At 54.9% G+C, this 25,642-nt stretch carries 23 protein-coding genes and 2 pseudogenes; 5 read left to right on the top strand and 20 right to left on the bottom strand.

The features are described from left to right. Positions 1-9 precede the first annotated feature (9 nt). Complete coding sequence (locus JI735_RS30890) at positions 10-960, bottom strand: DUF1177 domain-containing protein (RefSeq protein ID WP_039836064.1); 951 nt, start codon at positions 958-960, stop codon at positions 10-12. A gap of 641 nt (positions 961-1,601) precedes the next feature. Between JI735_RS30890 and JI735_RS30895 the strand changes: the two genes are divergently transcribed. Next, positions 1,602-2,639, top strand: a complete 1,038-nt coding sequence (locus JI735_RS30895) for a serine hydrolase domain-containing protein (protein ID WP_039836063.1) — start codon at positions 1,602-1,604, stop codon at positions 2,637-2,639. Between the two features lie 120 nt (positions 2,640-2,759). After that, positions 2,760-3,215 carry an AraC family transcriptional regulator gene (locus tag JI735_RS30900; RefSeq protein ID WP_039836062.1) on the top strand — a complete coding sequence of 152 codons (456 nt, stop codon included), beginning with the start codon at positions 2,760-2,762 and terminating at the stop codon, positions 3,213-3,215. A 63-nt stretch (positions 3,216-3,278) separates the two neighbouring features. On the opposite strand, the pseudogene JI735_RS30905 reads toward JI735_RS30900, so the two are convergent. The 10 genes and pseudogenes from JI735_RS30905 to JI735_RS30950 form a co-directional block, all read right to left on the bottom strand. Then, positions 3,279-4,609 (bottom strand): annotated as a pseudogene (locus tag JI735_RS30905) (pyrimidine-nucleoside phosphorylase). Then, entirely contained in the window at positions 4,609-5,475 is an 867-nt protein-coding gene (locus JI735_RS30910) for a purine-nucleoside phosphorylase (protein ID WP_083886766.1), read from the bottom strand. The pseudogene JI735_RS30905 and the gene JI735_RS30910 overlap by 1 nt, the downstream one beginning before the upstream one ends. Positions 5,476-5,539: 64 nt before the next feature. Further along, positions 5,540-6,364, bottom strand: a complete 825-nt coding sequence (locus JI735_RS30915) for a purine-nucleoside phosphorylase (RefSeq protein ID WP_039836060.1) — start codon at positions 6,362-6,364, stop codon at positions 5,540-5,542. An 82-nt stretch (positions 6,365-6,446) separates the two neighbouring features. Further along, positions 6,447-7,625 (bottom strand): phosphopentomutase, encoded by a 1,179-nt coding sequence (gene deoB / locus JI735_RS30920; RefSeq protein ID WP_202676760.1) that lies wholly within the window; start codon positions 7,623-7,625, stop codon positions 6,447-6,449. Between the two features lie 188 nt (positions 7,626-7,813). After that, positions 7,814-8,707, bottom strand: coding sequence for a site-specific tyrosine recombinase XerD (gene xerD, locus JI735_RS30925; protein WP_039836056.1), 894 nt, complete (start codon positions 8,705-8,707; stop codon positions 7,814-7,816). 152 nt (positions 8,708-8,859) lie between these two features. Beyond that, the gene (locus JI735_RS30930) at positions 8,860-9,093 is read right to left on the bottom strand and encodes a DUF4227 family protein (RefSeq protein ID WP_039836055.1); all 234 of its coding nucleotides are present in this window, start codon (positions 9,091-9,093) and stop codon (positions 8,860-8,862) included. 166 nt (positions 9,094-9,259) lie between these two features. Further along, complete coding sequence (gene fur / locus JI735_RS30935; RefSeq protein WP_020429647.1) at positions 9,260-9,727, bottom strand: ferric iron uptake transcriptional regulator; 468 nt, start codon at positions 9,725-9,727, stop codon at positions 9,260-9,262. Positions 9,728-9,946: 219 nt separating this feature from the next. Continuing rightward, positions 9,947-10,579, bottom strand: coding sequence for a stage II sporulation protein M (gene spoIIM, locus JI735_RS30940; protein WP_039836054.1), 633 nt, complete (start codon positions 10,577-10,579; stop codon positions 9,947-9,949). Between the two features lie 54 nt (positions 10,580-10,633). Then, positions 10,634-11,836 (bottom strand): endonuclease Q family protein, encoded by a 1,203-nt coding sequence (locus JI735_RS30945; protein WP_039836053.1) that lies wholly within the window; start codon positions 11,834-11,836, stop codon positions 10,634-10,636. After that, positions 11,827-12,399 (bottom strand): NUDIX hydrolase, encoded by a 573-nt coding sequence (locus JI735_RS30950; RefSeq protein WP_051051890.1) that lies wholly within the window; start codon positions 12,397-12,399, stop codon positions 11,827-11,829. Before JI735_RS30950 ends, JI735_RS30945 begins: the two co-directional genes overlap by 10 nt. Before the next feature lie 77 nt (positions 12,400-12,476). On the opposite strand from JI735_RS30950, the gene JI735_RS30955 reads away from it, so the two are divergent. Next, positions 12,477-12,650, top strand: coding sequence for a hypothetical protein (locus tag JI735_RS30955; RefSeq protein WP_157771406.1), 174 nt, complete (start codon positions 12,477-12,479; stop codon positions 12,648-12,650). Positions 12,651-12,778: 128 nt separating this feature from the next. On the opposite strand, the gene JI735_RS30960 is transcribed toward JI735_RS30955, so the two are convergent. Further along, positions 12,779-13,906 carry a M20/M25/M40 family metallo-hydrolase gene (locus JI735_RS30960; protein WP_039836052.1) on the bottom strand — a complete coding sequence of 376 codons (1,128 nt, stop codon included), beginning with the start codon at positions 13,904-13,906 and terminating at the stop codon, positions 12,779-12,781. Between the two features lie 96 nt (positions 13,907-14,002). Between JI735_RS30960 and prli42 the strand changes: the two genes are divergently transcribed. Then, positions 14,003-14,104, top strand: a complete 102-nt coding sequence (prli42, locus tag JI735_RS30965) for a stressosome-associated protein Prli42 (RefSeq protein ID WP_020429640.1) — start codon at positions 14,003-14,005, stop codon at positions 14,102-14,104. Between the two features lie 79 nt (positions 14,105-14,183). On the opposite strand, the gene lipB is transcribed toward prli42, so the two are convergent. The 6 genes from lipB to lpdA all read right to left on the bottom strand — a co-directional run bounded on the left by lipB (position 14,184) and on the right by lpdA (position 21,198). Further along, the gene (lipB, locus tag JI735_RS30970; protein ID WP_039836051.1) at positions 14,184-14,906 is read right to left on the bottom strand and encodes a lipoyl(octanoyl) transferase LipB; all 723 of its coding nucleotides are present in this window, start codon (positions 14,904-14,906) and stop codon (positions 14,184-14,186) included. Positions 14,907-14,959: 53 nt separating this feature from the next. Continuing rightward, a complete protein-coding gene (locus tag JI735_RS30975; protein WP_202676761.1) occupies positions 14,960-16,525 on the bottom strand; it encodes a dihydrolipoamide acetyltransferase family protein in 1,566 nt (521 codons plus the stop codon). 915 nt (positions 16,526-17,440) lie between these two features. Then, positions 17,441-18,427 (bottom strand): alpha-ketoacid dehydrogenase subunit beta, encoded by a 987-nt coding sequence (locus JI735_RS30980; RefSeq protein WP_025706662.1) that lies wholly within the window; start codon positions 18,425-18,427, stop codon positions 17,441-17,443. Positions 18,428-18,430: 3 nt separating this feature from the next. After that, positions 18,431-19,462 carry a thiamine pyrophosphate-dependent dehydrogenase E1 component subunit alpha gene (locus JI735_RS30985; RefSeq protein ID WP_039835035.1) on the bottom strand — a complete coding sequence of 344 codons (1,032 nt, stop codon included), beginning with the start codon at positions 19,460-19,462 and terminating at the stop codon, positions 18,431-18,433. 179 nt (positions 19,463-19,641) lie between these two features. After that, positions 19,642-19,770 carry a hypothetical protein gene (locus JI735_RS37105; protein WP_267919053.1) on the bottom strand — a complete coding sequence of 43 codons (129 nt, stop codon included), beginning with the start codon at positions 19,768-19,770 and terminating at the stop codon, positions 19,642-19,644. Between the two features lie 6 nt (positions 19,771-19,776). After that, a complete protein-coding gene (gene lpdA, locus JI735_RS30990; protein WP_202676762.1) occupies positions 19,777-21,198 on the bottom strand; it encodes a dihydrolipoyl dehydrogenase in 1,422 nt (473 codons plus the stop codon). A 165-nt stretch (positions 21,199-21,363) separates the two neighbouring features. Between lpdA and JI735_RS30995 the strand changes: the two genes are divergently transcribed. Continuing rightward, positions 21,364-21,669, top strand: coding sequence for a DUF2627 domain-containing protein (locus JI735_RS30995; protein WP_039835038.1), 306 nt, complete (start codon positions 21,364-21,366; stop codon positions 21,667-21,669). A gap of 394 nt (positions 21,670-22,063) precedes the next feature. Here JI735_RS30995 and JI735_RS31000 read toward each other — a convergent pair whose 3' ends face one another. Then, positions 22,064-23,911: an ABC transporter ATP-binding protein gene (locus tag JI735_RS31000; protein ID WP_202676763.1), complete on the bottom strand. Its 1,848-nt coding sequence runs from the start codon at positions 23,909-23,911 to the stop codon at positions 22,064-22,066. Next, positions 23,892-25,636: pseudogene (locus tag JI735_RS31005) on the bottom strand (ABC transporter ATP-binding protein). The gene JI735_RS31000 and the pseudogene JI735_RS31005 overlap by 20 nt, the downstream one beginning before the upstream one ends. Between the last annotated feature and the right edge of the window lie 6 nt (positions 25,637-25,642).

Below are 25,642 nucleotides of genomic sequence, written 5' to 3' on the forward strand. Positions count from 1 at the left end.
CGCACCACATCAGGCGGTCGGGACCGCCGGATTGCCGGAGGTCTGCAGTACTTTCATAGAGCCGTACAGCTCTGTAATGCGCTTGAATTCGGCAGGGTTATAGAACGAGCACAGGCCTTGGGTGAATTCCTTCGCCGTCTCAATGGCAAAACGGACCGCCGACGCGATATCGACCTCATGGCTGGCACCGGTTCCGCAGCCCGGAACCATGGACTCAGCGGTAATTGCCAGACCGACCACCGGAGCATCCGTAGCCACGGCGGGCTGAAGAATCGAATTAATATGGTAGAGGTCATTGCCGTATGGGGTGATGTCCTGGGTCGTCACCGGAAACGTCACCGGAAGCCGGCCGGTCGTCATTTCCAGAAGCCGCAGCAGGTCTTCGCTCACCCGCAGGATGTAGCCTTCCTTGACGGTAGGCGAAATGGCAATTCCTTTATGATTGATCACGCGGTTGCCTTTGGTGGTGTCAATGGACAGAACGGCTTCCATCTCCGGAAGCACCTCATGCTCATTCATCTGCAGAATATCGACCGGAGAGTCCATGAAATCCACCGGCTCATGCGGCAGGGTCGGCGCATCAGGGCAAATATGTGTCGTGACCAGCACATCGCCTTTCAGAACATCCCCTTTGGACTGCATGTCGGCCAGCTTCAGCGCCGAAGCTACCGCCGCTACCGCGCCGTCCGCATCCGAGACAATCCCGATCCGTCCGGGACGCGCCCCGATCCCGCCCAGTCTGCCCACAATGCCGAACGTTGGCGCATTGCCGCCTGCTCCCTTGCCTTCACTGCCCGGGATTGTAATTTTCACGAATTCTGTGCTGCCTTTATCGCCTTCAACTTTCCTCACTTCTACCTGAACCGCAGGATACGCAGCGAACAGCTGCCTGATCTGCTCTCCATTTACAAAAGCGCTGTCCATCGTGTTCAAAACCGTAATCGTCTGATGAAGTGCCATTTATAATTCCTCCCCGGATGTGCTTTCTCTCAATCTGTTAGAGTTATACTATCTTAAATTCCAAACGCTCCACAATGTACCGTCCTGCCAAAACTGCACTGCTTTTCTTGTCCTTTGCAGATAAACCTTACGCAAGGCGTACGCTCTGCCCCGGACGGCGTTTTCTTGGGAGCAAACTGGATACGCACTCGTTAAGCACTGAGTAGAAACAAGGAATAAATTATTCTTAAAAGAAGTCGGTATATCTTCTCAGCAGGCAGCATGATATCGTGAACAAGAAGCAAGCGGACAGACGGACACCGGATACTGGTCACGGAAAGTTAGCAGGAGCCCGGAATTGCAGATGCAGGACTTTCGATGTTTTCCCCAGAGACAGACACATACAGAGACAACTACTGATACACGCTATTGCACTTCTTACAGCAGATTCCCCTTCAAATCACTTGATAACAGAATCTATTGCACTCTCTGCAGCAGATCTCCGGGAAATGGCGCTTTTAGCCCCCATTCGCGAAAATCAATTGCACAGAATACAACAGAAGGCGATTTCCCGCCGCAAAATGAGCATTTTACTGCAGAGAATACAATCACGCCAGCTTTTTCAGGCAAGGAAGCAGAAGATTTATCAGGAGGACAACATCATGACGCAGGAACAACTTCACACCATCATTCAAACTGAGGCTGAAGCAACGGGCTTTTCGGGAACTGTATTAGTAAAAAACGGCACCCATGCTGCAGTCTCCGGCGCATACGGCTACGCCAGCAAAGCAGACACAAGACCCAACCATCCGGACACGCGGTATGGCCATGCTTCCGGCTCCAAGCTGTTCACAGCGATTGCCGTCTGCCAGCTGGTGGAGCAAGGGAAGCTTGAACTCGACAGCAAAATCATGGATATTCTGGAGCAGGCAGAGTTTCCCCGGTTCAGCAGTGACATTACCGTTCATCACCTGCTGACCCACAGCTCGGGCATTCCCGATTATTTTGATGAAGAGACGATGGATGATTTCGCCTCATTGTGGACCACACGGCCAATGTATCAGTTGCGGGAGCTTAAGGACTTCCTGCCGATGTTCCGGGAGCTGCCGATGAAATTCACGCCAGGTACCAGGTTCCATTACAATAACGCGGGGTACATCCTGCTCGGCTTGCTGGTGGAGAAGCTTGGCGGGATGGCATTCACGGATTATGTGGAGCAGTTTATTTTCAAGGCCAGCGGGATGGCAGACTCGGGGTATTTTTCGTTGGATGCACTCCCCGCTAATACGGCCCATGGATATATTGAGAAAGAAGACGGAACCTGGACCACCAACATCTACTCTATTCCGGTAAAAGGGGGCGCGGACGGCGGCGCGTTCGTCACTGCTCCTGATATGCTCCTGCTGTGGGAAGGGCTGCTTCAGCATAAGCTGCTGGGACCGGAGCTGACTGCCTTGCTGCTTGCCCCTCATATTCATGAGGACAAAGAAGAATATTACGGCTACGGGGTGTGGATTACGAAGCGCGGCGGCGGGATTTATAAATATCATGTGATGGGCTACGATCCCGGCGTATCCTTCCACTCCGCTTACTATCCGGCCAACGGGACTGCAACCGCCGTTCTCTGCAACCACAGCCGGGGCGCATACCGGATAATGCGGGCGATAGAAGAGTGCCTGGACTCCCATACGAATGTATGACACAGGTGAAACCCGGAGGCTGAGCTGACATTTTTTTATAAAAAATGTGTTGTTTTTCATTTTAAAGCATCATAAGATGGGTTCAGGCATCGATGTACTCTATAGGAAAGAGAAGATCATATGAACGTAACCGTTGAAGACATACCATCCTCTAAAATTGTATACATGAGACAGAAGGGTCCTTATGGAATGGCCAACTCACAGTTAATGGAGAAATTTAAAGGGTGGGTACAATCTAATTCCTTTACTGACAGTATGTCTGTTATCCTCGGGATTGCCCAAGACAATCCTGCGTTGGTGGAACCGGAGAATTGCCGCTATGATGCATGTCTGGTGGTACCTGAGGATTATAGTGTAAATTCTGATGAAGTCAGCGCGGGCAGTATTCGCGGAGGAAGCTACGCTGTATTTAAGATTCCTCATACCGCAGAAGCTGTTCAAAAGGCCTGGGTTGATATATTCACGGAGTTGGCGAATCAAGGGTTAACTCTGGATGAAACAAGACCCATCCTGGAGCGATATACCGTTGAACTTGTCAATCATCATTATTGCGAAATTTGCGTTCCTGTTCAATAAAAACAGCGGCAGTCCCGGACGTTTTCCCGTCCAGGGCTGCCGCTGTTGCTTATCTTCGGCCAATTAATACCGCGTTACCCCATCCTTGGTTACCAGCGCGAACACCAGCGGCTGCGGCGGCACCGGCTCGGCGGAAATCAGGTAGGCTTCCAGCACCTTGGCTTCGGCCTCCTGCACCTTGTCCGCTCCGGCGTCGTTCACATGCAGCACCGCTATCGTTTCACCTGCGGCTACAGCGTCGCCGACTTTTTTGGACAGCTGAATGCCTACAGCCAGATCAATGGCCGATTCCTTCGTTTCGCGTCCCGCCCCTAGCAGCATGGCCGCGATGCCGATTTTTTCGGCCTGGATGCTTTCCACGTACCCGGCAGTTACCGCCTTCACTTCAATGCAGGTCCGCGCAGACGGCAGCGTGCCGGGAGACTCCACCTGGGTGATGTCTCCGCCCTGTGCCGCAACGATCTGCTTGAACTTGGCCAATGCGCTGCCGTCCGCAATATGGGACTTCAGAATCGCGCGTGCCTCCGCCTCGTCCTTTGCCTTGCCGCCGAGAACGAGCATCTGGCTGCCCAGAATCAGGCAGACTTCCTCCAGGTCCGCTGGCCCTTGGCCCTTCAAGGTTTCGATGCCTTCCTTGATTTCCAGGGCATTGCCGATGCCGTATCCAAGCGGCTGGTCCATGTCGCTGATGACGGCCACCGTGTTGCGGCCAAGATGTGTGCCGATACCGACCATGGCCTGCGCCAGCGCAATGGAATCGTCCAGCGTCTTCATGAATGCGCCGCTGCCGGTTTTGACATCGAGGACAATGGCGTCTGCCCCGGCAGCGATTTTCTTGCTCATGACGGAGCTGGCAATCAGCGGAATCGATTCCACTGTCGCCGTTACATCACGCAGCGCGTACAGCTTTTTGTCCGCTGGGGTGATGTTGCCCGATTGGCCGATCACGGCCGCTCCGATTTCGCCAACCTGGGTGAAGAAGCGTTCCCGGTCCATCTCTACCGAGAAGCCGCTGATGGATTCCAGCTTGTCGAGTGTGCCTCCGGTATGTCCCAGTCCGCGGCCGGACATTTTGGCGACCGGTACGCCGGCGGAGGCAACAAGCGGAGCAAGCACAACTGTAGTTTTGTCACCCACACCGCCGGTGGAGTGTTTATCCACCTTGATGCCCGCAATCGGGCTAAGGTCAACCTGATCGCCCGACATGGCCATTTCCAGGGTCAGATCGCCGGTTTCGCGCGCATTCATCCCCTGGAAATAGACCGCCATCGCCCAGGCGGAGATCTGATAATCGGGAATTTCGCCTTTGCTGTAGCCCTGGATCAGGTAGGCGATTTCTTCGCGGCTTAATTCCCCGCCGTCTCTTTTTTCTGAATCAGGTCAACTGCCCGCATTATGCCTGTACCTCACGCACAAAGGCACGAACCAGGCCGATAAATTTCGGCTTCGTCAGGTTCGCTACCTTCACCACCTGCTCATGCGTCAGCGGCTCCAGCTCATCTCCAATCGCCATATCTGTAATACAGGTAATGCCGAGCACACGCAATCTGCTGTGGCTGGCAACAATCACTTCCGGCACAGTGGACATGCCCACGGCATCTCCCCCGAGGGCTGCGAGCATTTTCAGCTCAGCCGGTGTTTCGTAGGTTGGGCCGCTGATCCCGGCATAGACGCCTTCCTGCAGCACCAGCGTTTCGCCGTTCACGCCTTTTACTTCACCCGCCAGCTTTTGGGCCAGCGCAATATATTCAGGGTCATACGCCCGGGACATGTCCGGGAACCGCACACCCAGTTCCGGATCATTCGGTCCGATCAGCGGGTTGTCGCCAGTCATGTTGAGATGGTCGGTAATCAGCATCAGATCGCCGGCCTTGAACGAACGATTCATGCCGCCGCCCGCATTGGTAATCACCAGCGTGCCTATGCCCAGCTTGGCCATTACATATACAGGCAATACAACCTTGCGCATGGCGTAGCCTTCATAGTAGTGAAAACGGCCTTGCATAATCATAACGTCCTTGCCTTCCAGCTTCCCGATCACGAACCGTCCGGCATGGCCTTCCACCGTCGAACGCGGAAAGTGGGGAATTTCCTCGTAGGGCAAGTACACCGCATCTTCAATCTGATCGCCCAGATCGCCAAGGCCCGAGCCCAGAATCAGACCGATTGTTGGCGCGTAGGCCCCCAATTTGGCTTGAATATATTCAGCGGCTTCTTTCACCTGCATGCCGTAAGGGGTATTTGCGTGTTGTTGTGTCATCAGTAACATCCTCCCGGATCTCAATTGTGTATGGTAAAAAGTCAGTTCAGCCGAATGTTCCGGCCTACATCTTCGGAATTAACGCCAGCACCAGCTTCAAAAAGTGCCCACGCACTCGATCCGCCGTCTCCATAACCTCCGCATGGTTCAGCGGCTGATCCAGAATTCCGGCGGCCATGTTGGTGATGCAGGAAATCCCCAGCACTTCAATACCCGCATGACGGGCTACAATCGTCTCCGAAACCGTGGACATTCCTACCGCGTCCGCCCCCTGGCGGCGCAGCATCACGATCTCGGCCGGGGTTTCATAGCAAGGACCCAGCAGACCGGCATAGACACCTTCCTTGAATTCAAAACCCTGTGCTGCCGCAGCTTCCTTGGCCACCGCAATCAGGCGGGGGCTGTAGGCGGTAGACATGTCAGGGAACCGCACACCCAGCGCATTGTCATTCGGTCCAGTCAGCGGATTCCGTCCGGTGAGGTTCAGATGATCGGTAATCAGCATCAGATCGCCGGGTGTGAAGTCCGTATTCACGCCGCCAGCGGCATTGGTGACCAGCAGGCTGGCTACGCCCAGCTCCTTCATCACGCGAACCGGAAAAGCCGTCGTCTCCGGCCCATAGCCTTCATACATGTGGAAGCGGCCTTTCATCATCACTACACGGCGTCCCTCGATCATGCCGATCAGCAGTTCTCCCTCATGCCCTTCTACCGTGGACACAGGAAAATGCGGGATTTCATTATAGGGAATAACCACCTCATCGGTGATCAGATCCGCCAGGACGCCAAGGCCGGAGCCGAGAATCAGGCCAATCTCCGGGGCGACGGGACATTTATCTTTGATATAGACGGCTGCTTCCTGAATGTTGCTCTGGGTTACTACGTTCATGGTTATATTGCCTCCTAATGAGTTGTCAGAACTTCTTATCTGAACTCTATCGTACGAATTTACCTCGCAAGCATCGGCTTGATTACTTCAATTCCGCCAAAAAGCTTGTCCCGTACTGCGGCGCCTTCGCCCCGAAGTTGTCGGCAATCGTTGCAGCGACATCGGAGAAGGTCCGGCGGATGCCCAGGCTGTCCGGATGCTTGAATCTTGGGCTATAGACCAGCAGCGGCACATATTCACGCGTATGATCCGTTCCGCTGTGGATCGGATCGTTCCCATGGTCTGCCGAGATGATCAGGAGATCGTCCTCCGTCAGTGTGGAGAGCAGCTCCGGCAGCGCCTGGTCAAACACCTCCAGTGCGTGTCCGTAACCCTCGGGATCGCGGCGGTGGCCGTACAGGGAATCGAAGTCAACCAGATTGGTGAATAAAAAGCCGTCAAACGGCTTGCGCAGCTCCGCAATCGTAGTTTCGATACCATGCTCATTGCTTTTGGTCGGGTAGGCTGCCGTAACCCCTTCACCCGTAAAAATATCGTTAATCTTGCCGACGGCAATCACGTCCTTGCCGATATCCTTCAGCGCGTTCATTACCGTTGGCTCCGGCGGCTTCACGGCGTAGTCATGACGGTTCGGCGTCCGTACGAATTTCCCCGGTTCACCGATATAAGGGCGGGCGATCACGCGGCCTACTGAAAATTCGGGAGCCATTGTCAGCTCGCGGGCGATTGTGCAGGCGCGGTACAGCTCTTCCAGCGGGATAATATCTTCATGCGCGGCAAGCTGGAACACACTGTCTGCGGAGGTATATACAATCCAGGCGCCCGTCTTCATCTGTTCCTCGCCGTACTCCACCAGAATCTCGGTGCCGGAGGCCGGCTTGTTGCCGATGACCTTGCGGCCGGTAGCCGCTTCAAATTTCTCGATCAGTTCGGCCGGGAAGCCGTCCGGGTAGGTATTGAAGGGAATCTCAATTTTGAGTCCCATCAGCTCCCAGTGGCCGGTCATCGTATCCTTGCCAACGGAAACCTCCTGCATTTTACCGTAATATCCGGTTGGGGCAGGCACGGGGGCAAGCGGCGGCAGCGGTGCGATATTCGCAAGGCCGAGCTGCTGCAGATTAGGAAGCTTTAGACCCGGCACGCGCTCCAAAATATGGCCCAGGGTATGGGCCCCTTTATCTCCAAAACCTTCAGCATCCGGCGCTTCACCGATACCTACACTGTCCAGTACAATAAATCCGATTCGTTTAAATGAGGACATTGCCGTCTTCACTCCTTTGATAGTATGCAAGTCTTTGGGGCACAGCTCAAACAAGAGAGCTCCACCAAGTGGAGCCTTAGGTTTCAGTATGATTCCATCATAGCGATCTTACTCACAAAAAGCATCTTTTGCCTGCCGCTAAGCATAAATAGGGCTGCGGTAAGCTCCTATCCGGCCATTAATACCGGCTATCTCGCCCGAGGATGATGGCTCTCATAGACTTCCTTCATATTCTTGCGGGCAATTCCGCTATAAATCTGGGTAGTCGAAATGTCGGAATGCCCAAGCATCTGCTGCACGGAACGCAGATCCGCTCCACCCTCCAGCAGGTGTGCCGCAAACGAATGTCTTAAGGTATGCGGTGTAATATCCTGCTCAATCTGGGCTTCCCGGGCGTATTTCTTAATAATCTTCCAGAACCCCTGGCGGGTCAGCCTTCCGCCCAGACTGTTCAGGAACAAGGCCGGTTCACTCAGATTGCCTCGCAGCAGCTTGTCCCGCATGCCCGTGGTATACTGGGCTACACTTTCAGCGGCCATCGCGCCAATGGGAACGATCCGCTCCTTGCCGGAAGCCCCGGTGCAGCGGACATACTTCATTTCCGTATGCACATCCTCCACGTTCAGCGAGATCAGCTCGGAGACACGGATGCCCGTAGCATAGAGCAGCTCCAGCATCGCCTTATCGCGCCTGCCCTGGGGAGTGTCGTCGCCCGGTGCGTTCAGCAGCCGGTCCATCTCTTCCACACTCAGCACCATAGGCGGCTTGCTGCTTGGTTTGATTTTGTCCATATCCAGCGTCGGGTCCTGCCCGATCAAGCGTTCCCTCAGCAAATAATGAAAAAAAGCCCGGAGCGACACCGTATTACGGTTCACGGTTGCGGCTGCGCGCCCGGCTCCGCGCTGTGCCGCGAGATAGAGCATAATATGTGATCTTTTGATGTCTTCCGGAGAGGACAACCCCCGCTCATCGGCAAAATCCATAAACTGCGAGATATCCCGTCCGTAGGACTCAAGTGTGCTTGGCGATAAGCCTTTGTCCTCGGACAAATACTGCATAAACGGCTGCAAATGTGACCTCATCAATCCACGCTCCTGTCAGACTCAGGCTGCTCTCAGCATTCTGCTGCTATTTGATAGGGGGCCCAGGGCGGCTATGTAAAAGCAGGCCATGCCGGGCCCCGTCTTAGCATTTTCGACGGACCCACAACCATTTCCTGCTTGCGGCACATTCCTTACTCTCCGTACCAGTAATAAAACCGCAGCCTCTCTCCGGCACTCAGCCCTTCGGGGGAATGCGGAACCTCCCGGAATGCCCGGATGGCTGTGCCTTCGGGGATTTCGCTCTGTTCATAAGGATTAATCCAACTGCTGATCCAGCTCATCGCATAATAAGCAAGACAGCTCAAGGCCACCAGCATTGTCATAAAATACAGCCGGCGCATGGTTTTGGGCACTGAGACGATCATGGGGATTCCTCCTAAAAATAGTGACTCGTCCTACACTGTATGCGCCGGCGGCTTCTATTATGTATGAAGACTAACTGAATCATTTAAAAAGCCCCCTCCGGTAACCGTACCGGGGAGAGCTTATGCGGTAAATCCTCATCTATACAAGATGAACTTCTATATAAGCTTATTCGGAAGGATTGCTGTCTGTGTTGTTCTTGTCCTTGCAGCGGTAGCAAATTCCGTGAAAATCAAGTCTATGATCAAGTACGGTAAAATTAAATTCCTTCTCAAGCCGTTCTTCCAGCGGCCCCAGCCAATCCTCGCGGATCTCATCCATCGTGCCGCATTGCACGCAGATCAAATGGTGATGATGATGTTTCGCTGTATCTGTCCGCAGATCGTAACGGGCCACGCCGTCTCCGAAATTGATCTTCTCCACGACATGAAGCTCGCTGAGCAGCTCCAAGGTACGATAGACAGTGGCAAGACCGATCTCCGGAGCCTTCTCCTTCACCAGCATGAAAACATCTTCTGCGCTTAAATGATCTTCCTCATTCTCCAGCAGTACTCTTAACGTTGCTTCCCGTTGGGGTGTGAGCTTATATCCTTGGGATTGTAGCTGTTGCTTAATCTTATCTATCCGGGCTTCCATTGTCTGCCTCCCCCTTGGAAAATTACCGCACCGGGCTTCAAATCACTTCTTCCATTATAGGGTGAGTGCCTTTGAGAAGTCAAACGCTTTTGGAGCAGGGCGGTCAGCAGAACCGGAGGAGCAAGCGAATGCAGCAGCAGGTCCTTTCTTTGGCACATTTCCCCTTATGTAAGCTGATTTCCAATTTCCAATATGACGGATTGCAGCGTTCCTTTTTTCTTAGCCTTTGGAAACCAGCATGGGTGTAACCCAGCGCATCATGGTCGGGGTCACCCAGGCCTCGAAGCCGGAAATCCCCAGCACAAGCACTGCCAGTCCAAAAGATAACACCGTGTACATGACAAAAGGACGGGCAACCGGAGATCGCAGCTGGCCCAGCACCTGGCTGCGGATCATCAGCAGGGAAAAGGCAATCGCTGCCGCGCTGCCTACCAGGAGCACCGGGATCAGCACGAGATTATGCGGCGCAACCGAGACCAGCGCGAACAGCATGCCGTGCCAGGAATATTCGCTGACCATGCAGCCGACGGTGAAGCCGATCAGCACGCCTTTGAGGAAATCGAGGATCAGAATGCCCGGCAGGCCAATCACGGACAGTCCCAGAATCCAAATCAGGCCGATCCATTTCAGATTCAGCGCAGCAATATCCCAATAGGAGTCCGGCGCTGCTGGCAGTCCCTGCTGATCCACCGTGACAAAGAAATTCCCCAGGTAATCTCCAAGTTCCTGCTGCTGATCCAGCGTCAGCGCACTTACGATCAAGGCCCCGAAAACGACCCCAACCAAAAACAATACCGCGACAAAAATATAAAGAGGCGTTTGTTCCTTCATCATCAGCCGCAAACTGCGCATCGGGACGTTCTCCTTTCCGGTCATATGTTACACCATATGAGAAAACGCCCCGCTCTATGACTTGTCCTTGCGCACTACCTTGCCATAAGTCCCGCCGCCGCCGGAGGACAGCTCCAGCGTGCCGGAACGGGCTTTTACAATATGCGCGGCCAGCTCTGCTCCGGCGACAGCAGCCAGCTCTTCCTCACCGGCAGCGTGCAGGATTCTCATCTCCGTGCCAAAAGCCGCCAGCAGCGCCTCCAGCTTACGCTTGCCAAGCCCCGGAATAAATTCCAGCGGCACCTGGTAGTGATACGGTGGCCGATGCGCCGGGATCAGAGGCTGCCCGCGGTCGGCGATGGCCAGAATCCGGTCGAATACACCCTGGACCAGCTTCTGGCTGCCGCAATACGGGCAGCGCTCCGACGTAGCATACGCTTCATCGACTATGCTGCCGCAGCCCGCACAATAGGTGCGGTGATATTTGCCCAGCCGGGGATTCAGCCCAAAGTTGCCGCTGACCCTGCGTCCTTCCTGCCTCGCGAGGGCGAGCTTCAGCTCATTGAACGAAGGTTTTTCCATTTCGATTACATTATACTCACGGCCGATCTTGCCAAGGGAATGGGCATCCGAGTTCGTCAGGAAGGGTAAAGGATCAAGCTCTGAGATATACCCGGCCATTTCAGAATCGGCGCTCAGCCCAAGCTCCACTGCAGCGATCCGCTCCAGGTCAAACAGCTCGGCCATCCGCTCGGCTGTACAGCCGTACAGTCCTTTATGCGGCGTAAAAATATGTGCCGGAATTAGAATGCCGCCCCGGCCGCAGATCTCATCCTGCAGGTCCCGGGCCGGAACATACAGCCGCTGGGAACTCAGATTAAGGTTCCGCATATGCTTGCCCATCCAGCTGCTGAAATCCTCCATGGCTGCAAGGTCCGGCAGGAAGGCCAGGACATGGCACTCTTTTCGCCCAGGCTCGCGGATTTCAATTTCCGTCCCCAGCACAATGGTCGTTCCCTGGTAGGCAATACCGCCGCCTTCCGCTTCGCTCATCTCGCCGGAGGCGAGCAGTGCGCGGATATCCGCCAGCACTCCCGGCGCATGGCTGTCGATGATGCCGATCAGCTCCATCCCCTTGCGCTGCGCAGCTTCCTTGGCGATTCCGGCGAAGGTAAGGCTGCTGCTGCCGCTGATTTTGACAGCTTGTCCTGCCGATGTCCGCCCGATATGCACATGCAGGTCGCAATAATAACTCCGCAGCTTAGCCCCTAGTGCCATTGGCCTGTAAGCGTATATAGGTGCCAGGCGTAGACCGCCATCATTGTTTTGGCATCGGCTATGCGTCCATCCGCAATGTATTGATACGCTTCCTCCAGTGTAAGCTCGGAAACCTCCAGAAACTCATCCTCGTCCAGCGCCATATCCCCAGGCTGGGCATTATCCGTCACATATAAGTGAATGATTTCATCCGCAAAGCCGGGTGAGGTATAAAAGGACTTCAGCAGCTTCAGCTCCCCGCTGTGAAAACCGGTCTCTTCCTGAAGCTCGCGCCCGGCCGCAGCCAGCGGGTCTTCGCCTGGATCCAGCTTGCCTGCGGGGATCTCCACTTCCGTGCGGTGCATCGGCTGGCGGTACTGCTCAACGACCAGCATCTTGCCCTGGTTCAGCGCCAATACGGCTACAGCCCCCGGATGCTTCACGACCTCGCGCGTTGCCGTATTGCCGTCAGGCAGCTTGACCGTATCCACCTGCAGCGAAATGATTTTGCCTTCGAAAATCGGCTTAGTGGACAAGGTTTCTTCGTCCAGTGCGGGGTTGCGGTTAATTTCATCTTTTTTCATAGGTTTATGGTCTCCTTTAGCTTCGGTATGCATAGGGTGTATTATAGCAAACTTAAGAGGAAAGAAGGAATGCAGGCATGAATGATATCCTTGTCCGTACAAGCTCATCCGCCGTCACAATGGTAGGTAAACCGGAACAAATAAGGGCCGTCATGGCCGGGTGGATCAAGCAATATGGGCGTGATATGCCTCTGGCCTACATCCTTATGCTGCACTCTGAACCGCGGAACAGCGCCTCCAAAGCCGGATAGTCTCCCGCTTGGCAGCCGCCCTGATATGCATCAGGCCGCGTAAACACAAGGAGCTGTTCCCGGGGATCTACCGGAGACAGCTCCTTCATGCATTTCACAGCAGCAGCCAATGCTGCCGCCAGCGGGGGTTAGCCTTTTACACTTTCTTTTACAATAGCTACAACGAGTTCGGCTACCTTGGCGATATCCCCGGCTTTGATCCGCTCTTTGGTAGTATGAATATTTTCATAGCCGACTGCCAGATTTACCGTTGGCACCTTCAATCCGTTGAACACGTTGGCATCGCTGCCGCCGCCGGACGGGAATTGCCGTGGGGTCAGCCCCATAGAGGTAATCGCACGTTCCGCCAGCTGCACCACAGGATCGTGCTCATTGAAGCTGAATGCCGGATAGATGATCTCACTGCGGAATTCGCTCTCTGCGCCGTATTCACGGGCCGTAGTCTCCAGCGCTTCACGCATGGAAGCGATCTGCAGCTCTACCTTCTCCTGCACAATGCTCCGCGCTTCCGCATCCAGCTGCACATGGTCACAGACCACATTCGTCGGGCCGCCGCCGGCAAATTTGCCGATATTGGCTGTTGTTTCATTGTCGATGCGTCCAAGCTTCATCGCCGAAATCGCCTTGCTGGCGACTTGAATGGCGCTGATTCCATCTTCGGGATTGACACCGGCATGAGCGGATTTGCCAAAAATCTGCATCGTCACCTTCGCCTGGGCGGGCGCTGCTACAGCAATGGCTCCAACTTCGCCGTTGGAATCCAGCGCAAAGCCAAACTCAGCATCCAGGTGGGACGGGTCCATGTTCCGGGCACCCAGCAGCCCCGACTCTTCTCCTGCGGTAATGACAAACTGAATTTGTCCGTGCGCCAGCTTCTGCTCCTGAATGACACGGATGGCTTCGAACAGGGCTGCAAGGCCGGCCTTGTCATCCGAGCCGAGAATCGTGCTGCCGTCGCTGGTAATCCAGCCGTCTTCACCAAGGGAAGGCTGAATATTTTTGCCGGGAACAACGGTGTCCATATGGCAGGTGAACAGCAGCTTGGGTGCAGCCGTTCCTTCCTCGGCAGGCCAGGTCACGAACAGATTGCCCGCCCCGTGTCCTGTGCGCTCCTTGGAATCATCTTCAATAGCGGTAAGGCCCAGGGCGCTGAATTTTTCAATTAGCACGTCGGCAATCTGCCGTTCGTTCCCTGTTTCACTGTCTACACGGACAAGCTCCATGAATTCCTGAATCAAGCGTTCTTGTGAGATCATCGGACTTCCCTCTCTTTCACGGATACGTTACAATGATAGTATTGCGCTAAACATTTCATATGCTTTTAACTTACACTAATTCCAAAGGAGTCACTCATGCAACGTCAAAAATGGTTCCGCATCGTTATCTATGTTATGCTGCTCGCCATGATCGCCTCTACCGTGCTCTTCGTCCTGGAGCCTTTTCTGGCCGGTTAATTGCCGCCTCGGCCCGTTATTAATAGCGTCCGGATACTCCGGGCGCTATTTGACTTGACCGCACTTGTCTGTACGCGTCTTAATCGGTCTGCAGCATATCCGTCGGTTCCACAGCAGCCGCTGCTTTATAAGGAAAATGCTTAAGAAAACAAGGCACCAGCTCCCTGGCTACTTCCCCCAGCTCAAAGGAACGCCCGGCACATTCCTCCAGCGAGGTAACGCCGTACTCGGCAATCCCGCAGGGAATAATCCCCTGGAATCCCTGTTCTCCGATCCCTGCGGTGACATTGAACGCGAACCCGTGGCTGGTGATGAAACCTCTGCGGTGTTTGCTCTTGTTGAATTTGACCCCGATCGCGCAGATTTTCTGATCCCCGACCCATACTCCGGTATACTCCGGCTTCCGGCTCCCCTCAATGCCATAGCTTGCCAAAAAATCAATGATGACAGCTTCCAGCCGCCGCAGATAGCCATGCAAATCCACCTTGCCGTCCATCCCCAGCTTCAGCAGCGGGTAGCCAACCAATTGACCGGGCCCATGATATGTAATATCTCCTCCCCGGTCAATTTCAAACAGCGCGATGCCTTTTTCCTTAAGCTGCCCGGCGCTGAGAAGCAGATGTTCGGGATGATGCTGCGAGCCGATGGTATAGGTCGGAGGATGCTGCAAAAGAATCAGCCGCTCCGGCCCTGTTCCGGCATCAATCGCCTGAACCGCAGCCTTTTGCAGCTCCCAGGCTGCTCCATATTCAATGAGAGGCAGATATGAAACTTCCAATAAGCTTAGTTCTGTGCTGCTCATGCTCTCAGGTCCCCTTTGGATTACAGTCTCCTGTTACAGGGTTATACCATTCCTTAATACAACTTCGTGTCCGGCGTATAGCCTTCCACATTATCCTTGATGCGCTGCAAAAAGCGTCCGCAAATCACGCCGTCCAGAATCCGGTGGTCCAGCGACAGGCAGATATTGGCCATGGAACGCACGGCGATCATATCGTTGATGACTACAGGCTTTTTGACGATGGATTCAAAGGTCAGAATGGCGGCCTGCGGATAGTTGATAATCGGGTAAGACAGAATTGAGCCAAAAGAACCGGTGTTATTGACTGTAAAGGTTCCGCCCTGCATATCCTCCAGGCGCAGCTTGCCTTCGCGGGTCTTCATCGCCAGTTCATCGATTTCACGGGCAAGCCCCGCGACATTCTTCTGGTCAGCCTTTTTGATGACCGGCGTCATAACGGAATCCTCGGTGCCGACGGCCAGCGAGATGTTAATGTCGCGTTTGACGATGATTTTGTCCACGGCCCAGACGGAGTTCATAATCGGATAATCCTTAATGGCACTGACGACAGCCTTCATCAGAAAAGCCAGATAAGTCAGGTTAATGCCTTCCTTGCGCTTGAACTCATCCTTCAGCTTATTGCGCAGGATAACCAGATTGGTCACATCAACTTCGATCATCGTCCAGGCATGCGGAATCTCCGAGACACTCTGGCGCATTCTTGTCGCAATGGTGTTGCGGATCGGCGTAACATCAATCAGATATTCCGAGCTGCTGCCCCGTCCGCCCTCTACTTCTATTGTAGGGATACGCGGAGTTTCGCTGAGGTGCAGGCCGGATTGGCGAACCGGCTCCAGCGCTTCCTGCACTTCTTCCTGAATCACCTGGAAAGCAGGCTGCTGCAAAGCTTCCGGTGCCTGCTGTCCGGCAGATGCCGGAACAGGTGCAGCGGTAGCCACCGCTGCTGCTGCGCCGCCGTTATCCAGGAACGTCAGCACGTCCTTGCGTGTGATGCGGCCGCCCAGACCGGTCCCCGGCACAGCCGTAAGCTCGATGCCATGCTCCGCGGCAAGCGTCTGCACCGCCGGGGAATACCGCGAGCGCATCGGTGCCGATGCGTCAAAAGCAGCGGCAGGCGCCGCCGGTCTGCCCGCTGCCGGAGCCGGGCTTGGCGCAGCCGGGCGGGACGCAGCCGGGCGGGACGCAGCCGGGCGGGACGCAGCCGGGCGGGACGCAGCCGGGCGGGACGCAGCCGGGCGGGACGCAGCCGGGCGGGACGCAGCCGGGCGGGACGCAGCCGGGCGGGACGAGTCCTGCGCCGCAGGCGCAGTACCCGCCGCAGGCGCGCCTGCGGCGGGTACTGCCGGTGCGCTTGGCGCGGCCGGAGCTGCTACCGCAATGCGGGCGATCACTTCGCCCACGCTGACGGTCTGGCCTTCTTCGGCCAGCAGCTCTACCAGCGTGCCGTCCACCGTGGCCGGCAGCTCCGCATTGACTTTATCCGTAATCAGATCACAGAGCGGTTCGTACTGCTCGATGGAATCTCCGGGCTGCTTCAGCCATTTCCCGATCGTTGCCGACACCAGCGACTCTGCCAGCTGCGGCATGATCACATCGGTCAGCTTTGTGTTGTCAGACATAATGTCACTCCTTAAAGTTTTGTAAGCGATGCTTACTATCTATATAAGTTGAACTGGAGAACTTGCCCCCTTGCAAAATGCAATGAAGCTCATCAGGAACATGAAGCTAAGTGGAAAAAGTAAAACTAATTTCGCCGAAATCCTGGCGACAGAAGGTTTTAGTTGGATTTTGTACACCTAATTCAGGCATTTTCATCTCACATGGCCTCTTTCAGCCGGATTAGTGGTACTTTTTCCCACATAGGCTTCTCCATAAGCCGAACGCGTTCGATTAGTGATACTTTTTCCACTATATAACTTGAACTTAACAAACTTGAACTTAACAAATACGAAGGGGAGCAAGTACGCCCACCCATCCGGCGCGAATCTCTTTCCAAAACCTCTTTCCAAGCAGGTCAACCCGCATTCTATCCTGCACATTCATTTTCACGCTCATATTTGCATCCCTCTAGGGTGCAGTGCGGCGGCATGAAGGTTCTATTGCACTTTATGCAGCAGCTGACCCTTAAATCGGCCAAAAAGCTCAATCTATTACACTTTGTACACTAGAATTCCAGAAGAAGCGGTTTTTGACTCCAAATCCAGAAATCTGTTGCACGAAATACAGCAGAATGCGGTTTGACGCAGAACAATCAGCATTCTATCCTGAAATAACAATGTCCGATTCATACGACATTGTTATGGAAGCCTCGAATTTGGCGAAGCTAAATTGAGGGCCTTCTCCGAGATTTCATCGTCTGAACTGCCGCCAATGGGCGGCATGAATGTCTATTGCACGAAGTGCAATCATGCCAAAAATCTACTTACCACAATAAAGATTACAGAGCTTCAAGTTCAAACTATACAACAATGAGCGGCCTTATAACGATGAGCTGCCCTTCAATTTCTCAAATTCAATCTATCTGGAACGAACGATCAATACTGCGCCAGGCGCAGCATTTCGGCTTTCACTTTATCTTTGCTCAGCATAAAAAACTTCTCCATCGGCGGGCTGATCGGCATCGCCGGCACATCGGGGCCACAGAGGCGGAAGATCGGCGCATCCAGCTCGAACAGGCAGTGTTCGGCGATGATCGCCGCCACTTCGCCGCCGATGCCCCCGGTCTTGTTGTCCTCGTGGACAATCAGCACCTTGCCGGTCTGGCGGGCGGCGGCAATAATGGCCTCGCGGTCCAGCGGCTGCAGGGTGCGCAGATCAAGGATATGCGCGGTAATGCCTTCCTCGCGCTCCAGCTCCTCCGCCGCCTGCATCGCAAAATGCAGCGGCAGACTATACCCGATCACGGTAATATCGCTGCCTTCCCGCAGCAGGTTCGCTTCACCGATAGGAACCGTGTAATCTCCTTCCGGCACATCCTCCTTGATCAGCTTATAGCACTTCTTGTTCTCGAAGAACAGGACCGGATCAGGGTCACGCACGGCCGCCTTCAGCAGCCCCTTGGCATCATAGGCCGAATACGGGGCTACAATCTTCAGTCCCGGTGTGCCAAAGAAAATGGATTCCGGGCACTGGGAGTGGTACAGCCCGCCGAAAATCCCTCCGCCGATCGGCGCGCGGATCACTACCGGACAGCTCCAGTCGTTATTGGAGCGGTAGCGGATTTTGGCGGCTTCGCTGATGATCTGGTTGGTCGCCGGAAGCATAAAATCGGAATACTGCATTTCAGCAATCGGCTTCATGCCGTACATGGCTGCACCGATAGCCACTCCGGCAATCGCGGACTCCGCCAGCGGCGTATCCATTACGCGCTCCTCTCCGAACTGCTCCTGCAGCCCTTTGGTGGTGGTGAAGACACCGCCCTTGACACCAACGTCCTCACCCAGCACGAACACCGATTCATCGCGCTCCATCTCTTCCTTCATTGCCAGCCGGATGGCATCGATATATTCCATAATCGCCATGGGTTAGGCTCCTCCCTTAAGGTCAGATTCGCTGTACACATGCAGCAGCGTATCTTCCGGTTTCGGAAACGGCGCATTCTCAGCGTATTCAATCGCAGCCTTGAGCTCCAGATTGTATTCTGCAGCCAGATCGCTCTCCTGCTCATCGCTCCACAATCCGAGTTCAGTCAGATAGCTGCGGAAGGCGGCAATGCCGTCGTTTGCCCAATTGGCATCCACTTCTTCCTTCGTCCGGTACGCCAGATCATTGTCCGACGTAGAGTGCGGGGACAGGCGGTACATCATCGCTTCAATCAGGGTCGGCCCTTCTCCGGCAAGCGCACGCTCACGCGCTTCCTTCACCACGCGGTATACCTCCAGCGGATCATTGCCGTCCACCCGGACCCCCGGGAAGCCATAGCCCAACGCACGGTCACTGACTTTACCGCCAAGCTGTTTGTGGGCAGGTACAGAAATCGCGTATTGGTTGTTCTGGCAAAAAATGATGACCGGCAGCTTATTCACACCGGCGAAATTGCACGCTTCATGGAAATCCCCCTGGTTGCTGGAGCCTTCCCCGAAGGTGACAAAGGAAACAAATTTCTTCTTCTGCATTTTGGCTGCCAGGGCAAAACCCACCGCATGCGGCACCTGTGTCGTCACCGGACTGGACCCGGTCACAATCCGCAGGCGTTTGCTGCCGAAATGGCCCGGCATCTGCCGCCCGCCGCTGTTGGGGTCCTCCGCCTTGGCGAATACCGAGAGCATCAGCTCACGCGTAGTCATGCCCACGGACAGCACAAACGCATAGTCGCGGTAGTATGGCAAAAAATAATCGTTCTCCCGGTCAAGCGCAAATGCAGCGGCGACCTGAGCTGCCTCCTGCCCGATGCCCGAGACATGGAAATTGATCTTCCCGGCCCGCTGCAGCAGCAGGCTGCGCTCATCGTATTTCCGCCCGAGCTGCATGGTTCTGTACATATCGATGACCTGGCCGTCACTAAGTCCAAGCGGCTTGTGTCTGTTAATGGTTTCTACAGTACCTTGCGATTCCATATGAGGTACCTCCTAAAAGTTTTGTCAGCATACGCTTCCTTGATCCACTTCATACAAAACTTGCTTCGGAAGCATATTCTTGTGTTGGCTTAAAAAGCGATGCTTCCTGGATAAACTCCGCACTTGCACTGAAAAACATACATTAAGCCTAATCTATGCCCTGATCCTATAACCAGGTACTAAATTTGGTTCCAGTCTATTATAATCCCTTTCCCATGAAAAAGAAAAGCCACGAAAATCCGGTATGCAGCTGTTTTGACGCCTACGGCGCCTTCAGCTCCGTCCGGCATTCCCGTGGAGGCTTTCATCGTGAACTAGAATCCGATTGCTCTTCCATCCACGGCGAGCATCGCTTCGCCGATGATCTCGGAGAGCGTCGGATGGGCATGAACCGCTTCCCCGATCTCCCAAGGGGTGGCATCCAGCAATTGTGCCAGCGCCGCTTCCCCGATCAGATCCGTAACATGGGGGCCGATCATCTGCACACCGAGAATATCGCCGCTGCTGCGGTCGGCAACGACCTTGACGAATCCGTCTTTCATCCCGTAGACAATCGCTTTGCCAATGGCTGAAAAAGGAAATTTGCCTGTAACCACATCCGCTCCAAGCGCTCTGGCCTCTTTTTCGGTGTATCCCACACTCGCCACCTCCGGCCGGGTATACACACAGCGCGGCACCAGATGCGGGTGGTACGGATGAAGCGTCTCACCTGCCAGATGGTCCACCGCCCGGATGCCTTCGTGGCTTGCGGCATGGGCCAGCTGCAGCCCGCCGATGCAATCGCCAATTGCGTAGATATGCGGCTCGTTGGTCTGCATATTGTCATTGACTTCAATAACACCTTTGCCAAAATGAATATCGGTATTCTCCAGCCCGATGTTCTCTATGTTGGCTACTCTGCCTACGGATACCAGCAGTTTTTCGGCAGACAGGCTCTGCGTCTGTTCGCCCTTGCGGGCTTCAATGGTGACTTCCGATTCCGTAATCACACAGGTTTCGGCATCAACAGCGGTCCCTGTCAGGACTTTGACGCCGCGTTTCTTCAGCAGCCGCAGCAGCTCGCGGGCAATCTCCTCATCCTCAAGCGGCAGCAGCTGGCCGGCGGCTTCTACCACAGTGACCTCTACGCCGAAATCCGCCAGCATCGAGGCCCATTCCACACCAATGACTCCGCCGCCGACAATAATAATGGAAGCGGGAAGCTCTTCCAGCGTCAGGGCTTCCTCGCTGCTCAGAATCACCTTGCCATCCGGCTTGAGGCCGGGCAGCACACGCGGACGCGAGCCGGTTGCTACGATGAGATTGCCGGAAACGACAGTCTCCATCTCGCCGTTCTCCAGCTCCACAGCCACCGCGCCGCTGCGCGGAGAGAAAATCGAAGGACCAATAATCCGTCCTTTTCCCTTCAGCACCTGAATTTTATTCTTGCGCATCAGAAATTGCACGCCCTGATGCAGCTGCTCGACTACAGCCTCCTTGCGGGCCTGCACCTTCGGGAACACCAGCTGTACACCTGCAGTTTCAATGCCGTAACTCTCGCTCTCTTGTATTTCAGCGTATACCTCGGCACTGCGCAGCAGCGATTTGCTGGGAATGCAGCCGCGGTGCAGACAGGTTCCGCCCAGTTTGTCCATTTCAATGACCACGACAGACTTTCCGAGCTGGGCAGCGCGGATCGCCGCCACATAACCTCCGGTCCCTCCGCCAAGGATGGCTACGTCGCATGAAATCGTCATATATGTATCCTCCAGTCGTGACTCTAGTCTGAATTAACCTATTACATTGTACTCTCTTTTATGTGCATAACAAAACTTACAAACGTCATATATCCATGGACTTTTCCCCATTGAAGCGTTATCATAGGGGTGAATTCAAAGGGATGATGGATAAGGGGGACACTCATGAAACTGTTGACCACACGCTTTATTGCCATCCTGATTCTGGTTGTGCCCGGCCTCCTGGCGATGAAAGGCTTCCTGATGATGAAAGATGATATCTTCAACTATATTTCCATGCATGGAGACGATACGGCCACCCCTGTTTTTGCTTGGCTGCACTTTGGCGGAGGGCTGCTCCTGTTCCTGGCCGGTATGAGTTTTCTTGGCGGCTGGATTCTGACCCGTGACCGGAAGCGCAATTATGTGGGCCCCAGATTCAGGGAGAAGCAAAAGACGCAGCACCCCCCCTCGCCGGATGCCACCAGCTAATCCGATAAACTCCGGCGGGTAGGTTTTAATCGCTCCACCTTTCAACCAGAAACGGCTGCGCAGTCCTTCACCGGGCAACGTAGCCGTTTTGGATTTCAGTGTCGTGTCACCTCGAGAACTATTTCCGAATCCTTCGGCCAGTTCAAGTGGAAAAAGGATAACTAATTTGCCTCATTCCCACTATTCACCTCATGCGAGGTGGAAAAAGGGAAACTAATTCAGCCCATTTCACTCCCGACGGAGGAATACGGCCCGATTAAGTTTCCTTTTTCCACTCCAATCTCACAATTTGCTGATTTCGGGAGAAATAAGCTCCCTTTTCCCACTAGCTACCCTCACCGGCTTATGTCTAAAAAGGCAACCTCGAGGACATTCGGGGCTGCCTTTACTAATTCTATCCTGCCGCTGAATCCGATGAACCCCGCACCAGTTCACTGTACAATCCGCCCTCCTGCAGCAGCTCTTCATGTGACCCCTGCTGCAGCAGCCGTCCGCCCTGGAGCACCAGAATGCGGTCTGCCGCGCGGATGGTGCCCAGCCGGTGGGCGATTACGAAGCTGGTCCGGCCTTTCATCAGCGCCTGCAGCCCCTCCTGAATCTTGATCTCTGTCACGGTATCGATGCTGCTGGTCGCTTCATCCAGCACCAGCATGGACGGATTGGCGAGAATCGCCCGCGCGATGGCCAGCAGCTGCTTCTGCCCCTGGCTGATGCCGCTGCCGTCAACCGACAGCATCCGCTCGTAGCCGCCTTTCATCCGCATAATAAAAGAATGGGCGTTGGCCAGCTTCGCCGCCGCCTCCACTTCCCCGTCGCTGGCATCCAGCCGGCCGTAGCGGATATTGTCGCGGATCGTTCCCTTGAACAGGAACGAATCCTGCAGCACAAAGGCCATATGGCTGCGCAGGCTTTCCCGGCGGATCGAAGACAGCTCCCTGCCATCCAGCGTAATGCTGCCTTTGTCAGGGTCATAGAAGCGGGACAGCAGCCCGATCAGGGTGGTTTTGCCTGCCCCGGTAGGCCCGACCAGCGCGATCATCTCGCCGGGCTTAGCCTCAAAGCTGATATCCTGCAGCGTGTCCGCCCCGCCGTCATAGGAGAAGGACACCCCGGAGAACTTCACCGTGCCTTCCACATGATCCAACGATACGGCAGCCCCTTCATCCTTCGCCTCTGCTCCCTCATCCAGCACCTCGAACACCCGCTCCGCACCGGCAATCGCCGACAGCAGCGTGTTCCACTGGTTCGCGAGATCATTCAGCGGCCGTGTGAACTGGCGTGTATATTCTACGAATGCGATAATGACACCTACCGTGACCAATCCCCGGATGGCCAGCAGACCGCCGACACCGGCAACTATCGCAAAGCTGAGATTGTTCAGGCCGTTCATCAGCTTCGGGATGAAGCCGGAGATGGCCTGGGCCCAGTAGCCCGACAGCATGATCCGCGCATTGCGCTCCCGGAAGCCGCTGATTACCCGTTCCTTCTGTGAAAAAGCCTTGATGATCCGCTGGCCGGACAACGTTTCCTCAATGAAGCCGTTCAGTTCCCCCATGTTGCGCTGGCGCTCCTTGAACAGCGGGCCCGTCCGCCGCGTAATCCAGCGCATGCCGAGGATCATCAGCGGGACCACAATGAAGGTCAGCAGCGTGAGCAGCGGGCTGAGCCACAGCATCACCCCCACGGTGCCCAGCAGAGTCAGCACACTGGAGAAAATCTGGATCGCCGAGCTGTTCAGCGTAGAACTGATATTCTCAATATCATTGGTCAGACGGCTCATAATTTCACCTTGCTGCCTGCGGTTGAAGAACGGAATCGGCAGCCGGTGAAGGTGCGCAAACAGGTCCGTACGCATCCGGTATACCGTCTCCTGGGCAATTTCAATCATCCAGATGTTCTGCAGCCAGGAAGTCAGCGAATTCAGCAAATAGACAACAGCAAGCGTAATCAGGAAGATTCCCCAGGTTCTGCCCCCGTCCCTCTCCAGATAATGGTCCACTGCCCTGCTGATCAGATAAGGTCCGAGCAGTGCAAGCCCGGAGCTGAGAAGCACCATGACCAGCACCAGAACCAGCTTCGCCTTGCGTTTCGCCAGATAACTCCAGATTCTGCGGAGCGTGGCGGACCAGTCCTTGGCCGTAGCCTTCGGCTTGCGCCCTCGCGGCGACCCGAAGCTTGCCGCGTCTCCAAGCCCTACATTCAGCTTCGGATGGCGAAAAGGCTCAAGTAATGCTTTGAACATGCTGCACCCCCTCCCTGTGCTGAGATTCATTGATTTTCCGGTACAGCTCCGAACGGTCCATCAGCTCTTCATGTGTGCCCTGTGCAATCAGTCTGCCCTCGTCCAGCAGCAGGATAAGGTCGGCGGATACGGTCGAACTGATTTTTTGCGTGATTAGAAAGTAGTGCAGGACATCCCCTTCAGCTCCGCCAGCAGCCGGCTTTCGGTAACCGCATCCAGTGCGCTGGTGCTGTCATCCAGTATCAGAACAGCAGGCTTTCTTACCAGCGCTCTGGCTATCGTCAGCCGCTGCTTCTGTCCACCGGACAGATTGACTCCCCGCTGTCCCAGCATGGTATCGTAGCCATTCGGCAGCTTTTTGACCGTCTCATGAATTTGCGCGGCCATGGCCGCCTGTTCAATCTCGTCCTGAGTCGCCTGCGGATTGCCCCAGGCAATATTCTCCCTTACAGAGCCGGTAAACAGCAGAACCTCTTGAGGCACATATCCAATAGCTCCGCGCAGCCTGGATATTTCCACTTCCGCGCTTGATGCTCCGTCGATCAGGATAACTCCGCCGCTCTGCTCATACAGACGGGGAATCAGTCCCACCAGCGAGGATTTGCCTGACCCGGTTGCCCCCATAATCGCTACCCGTTCTCCGGGCTGCACCGTAAAGGTAATATCCTCCAGCACGGCAATATCACTCTGCGGATAACGGAAGCTGACCTGCCGAAATTCAACCTTACCCCGGATTGGAGCAATCTCCCTTGCAGTAACCGCTGCCATTTCCTTGGCTTCCAGTTCATCTGCCGACATCACTTCCTGAATCCGCTGCGAGGAAGCCCTGGCCCGGGAAAAGGTCGCCATAATCCAGGACAACGCCGACAAAGCGCCAATCGTACGCAGGGAATAGTTAATGACGGCGACCGTCTGCCCTAGAGTGGCCTCCCCGGTCGATATTTCGATCCGCCCAAACCACAGCACCAGCATAATCCCGGCATTTACAATCAGCATAATAAGCGGGGCCGAGGTTTCTGTGAGCCGCAAGGCTGCGACCGTGGACTTCATCAGCTCCCCGCTGAATGCGGCGAACCGGGCAATCTCATGGTTCATGCGTACAAACACCCGGATCAGCCGGATGCCGGTGAGATTCTCCTGAATCACACTGTTGACTCCATCCAGCCGGTTCTGCACACTGCGGAATAACACCGATGCCTTTTTCATCACCCAGAGCAGAAAGGCAATAAGTACCGGAAGGGTCAGCGCCAGCAGCAGCCCCAGCTTCACCTGTACAACCAGCGCCATAACCACGCTGCCCGCTACAACGAGCGGCACACGGGTCATAAAACGGAGCCCCATGAAGATCGTATCCTGCAGCTGGGACACATCCGCAGTAAGGCGGGTGATTAAGGAAGAGGTCGGAAAGCGGCTGAACACGGCATAGGTGAAGGACTGGACCTTTTCATACAACTGATCCCGCAGATCATAAGCAAACCCCTGGCTCGCATGGGACGCAAAAAAAGAGCTCAGCACGCCCGCAATAAACGCCAGAACCGCGCTTACCACCAGCACACCGCCCCACAGCCAGACGATCCGATTGTCTTGTGCCCTGATTCCGTCATCAATAATCCTGGAAATCAGCAGGGGCTGGGACAGCTCCACCGCCAGTTCGATCACCATCATCAGAAGTGCAGCGATTGCTGCAACCCTATAGGTTTTGAGATAGGAAAAAATGATGTTCATCGGCGT

The sequence above is a fragment of the Paenibacillus sonchi genome, from assembly GCF_016772475.1.
Lineage (GTDB): Bacteria > Bacillota > Bacilli > Paenibacillales > Paenibacillaceae > Paenibacillus_AQ > Paenibacillus_AQ sonchi.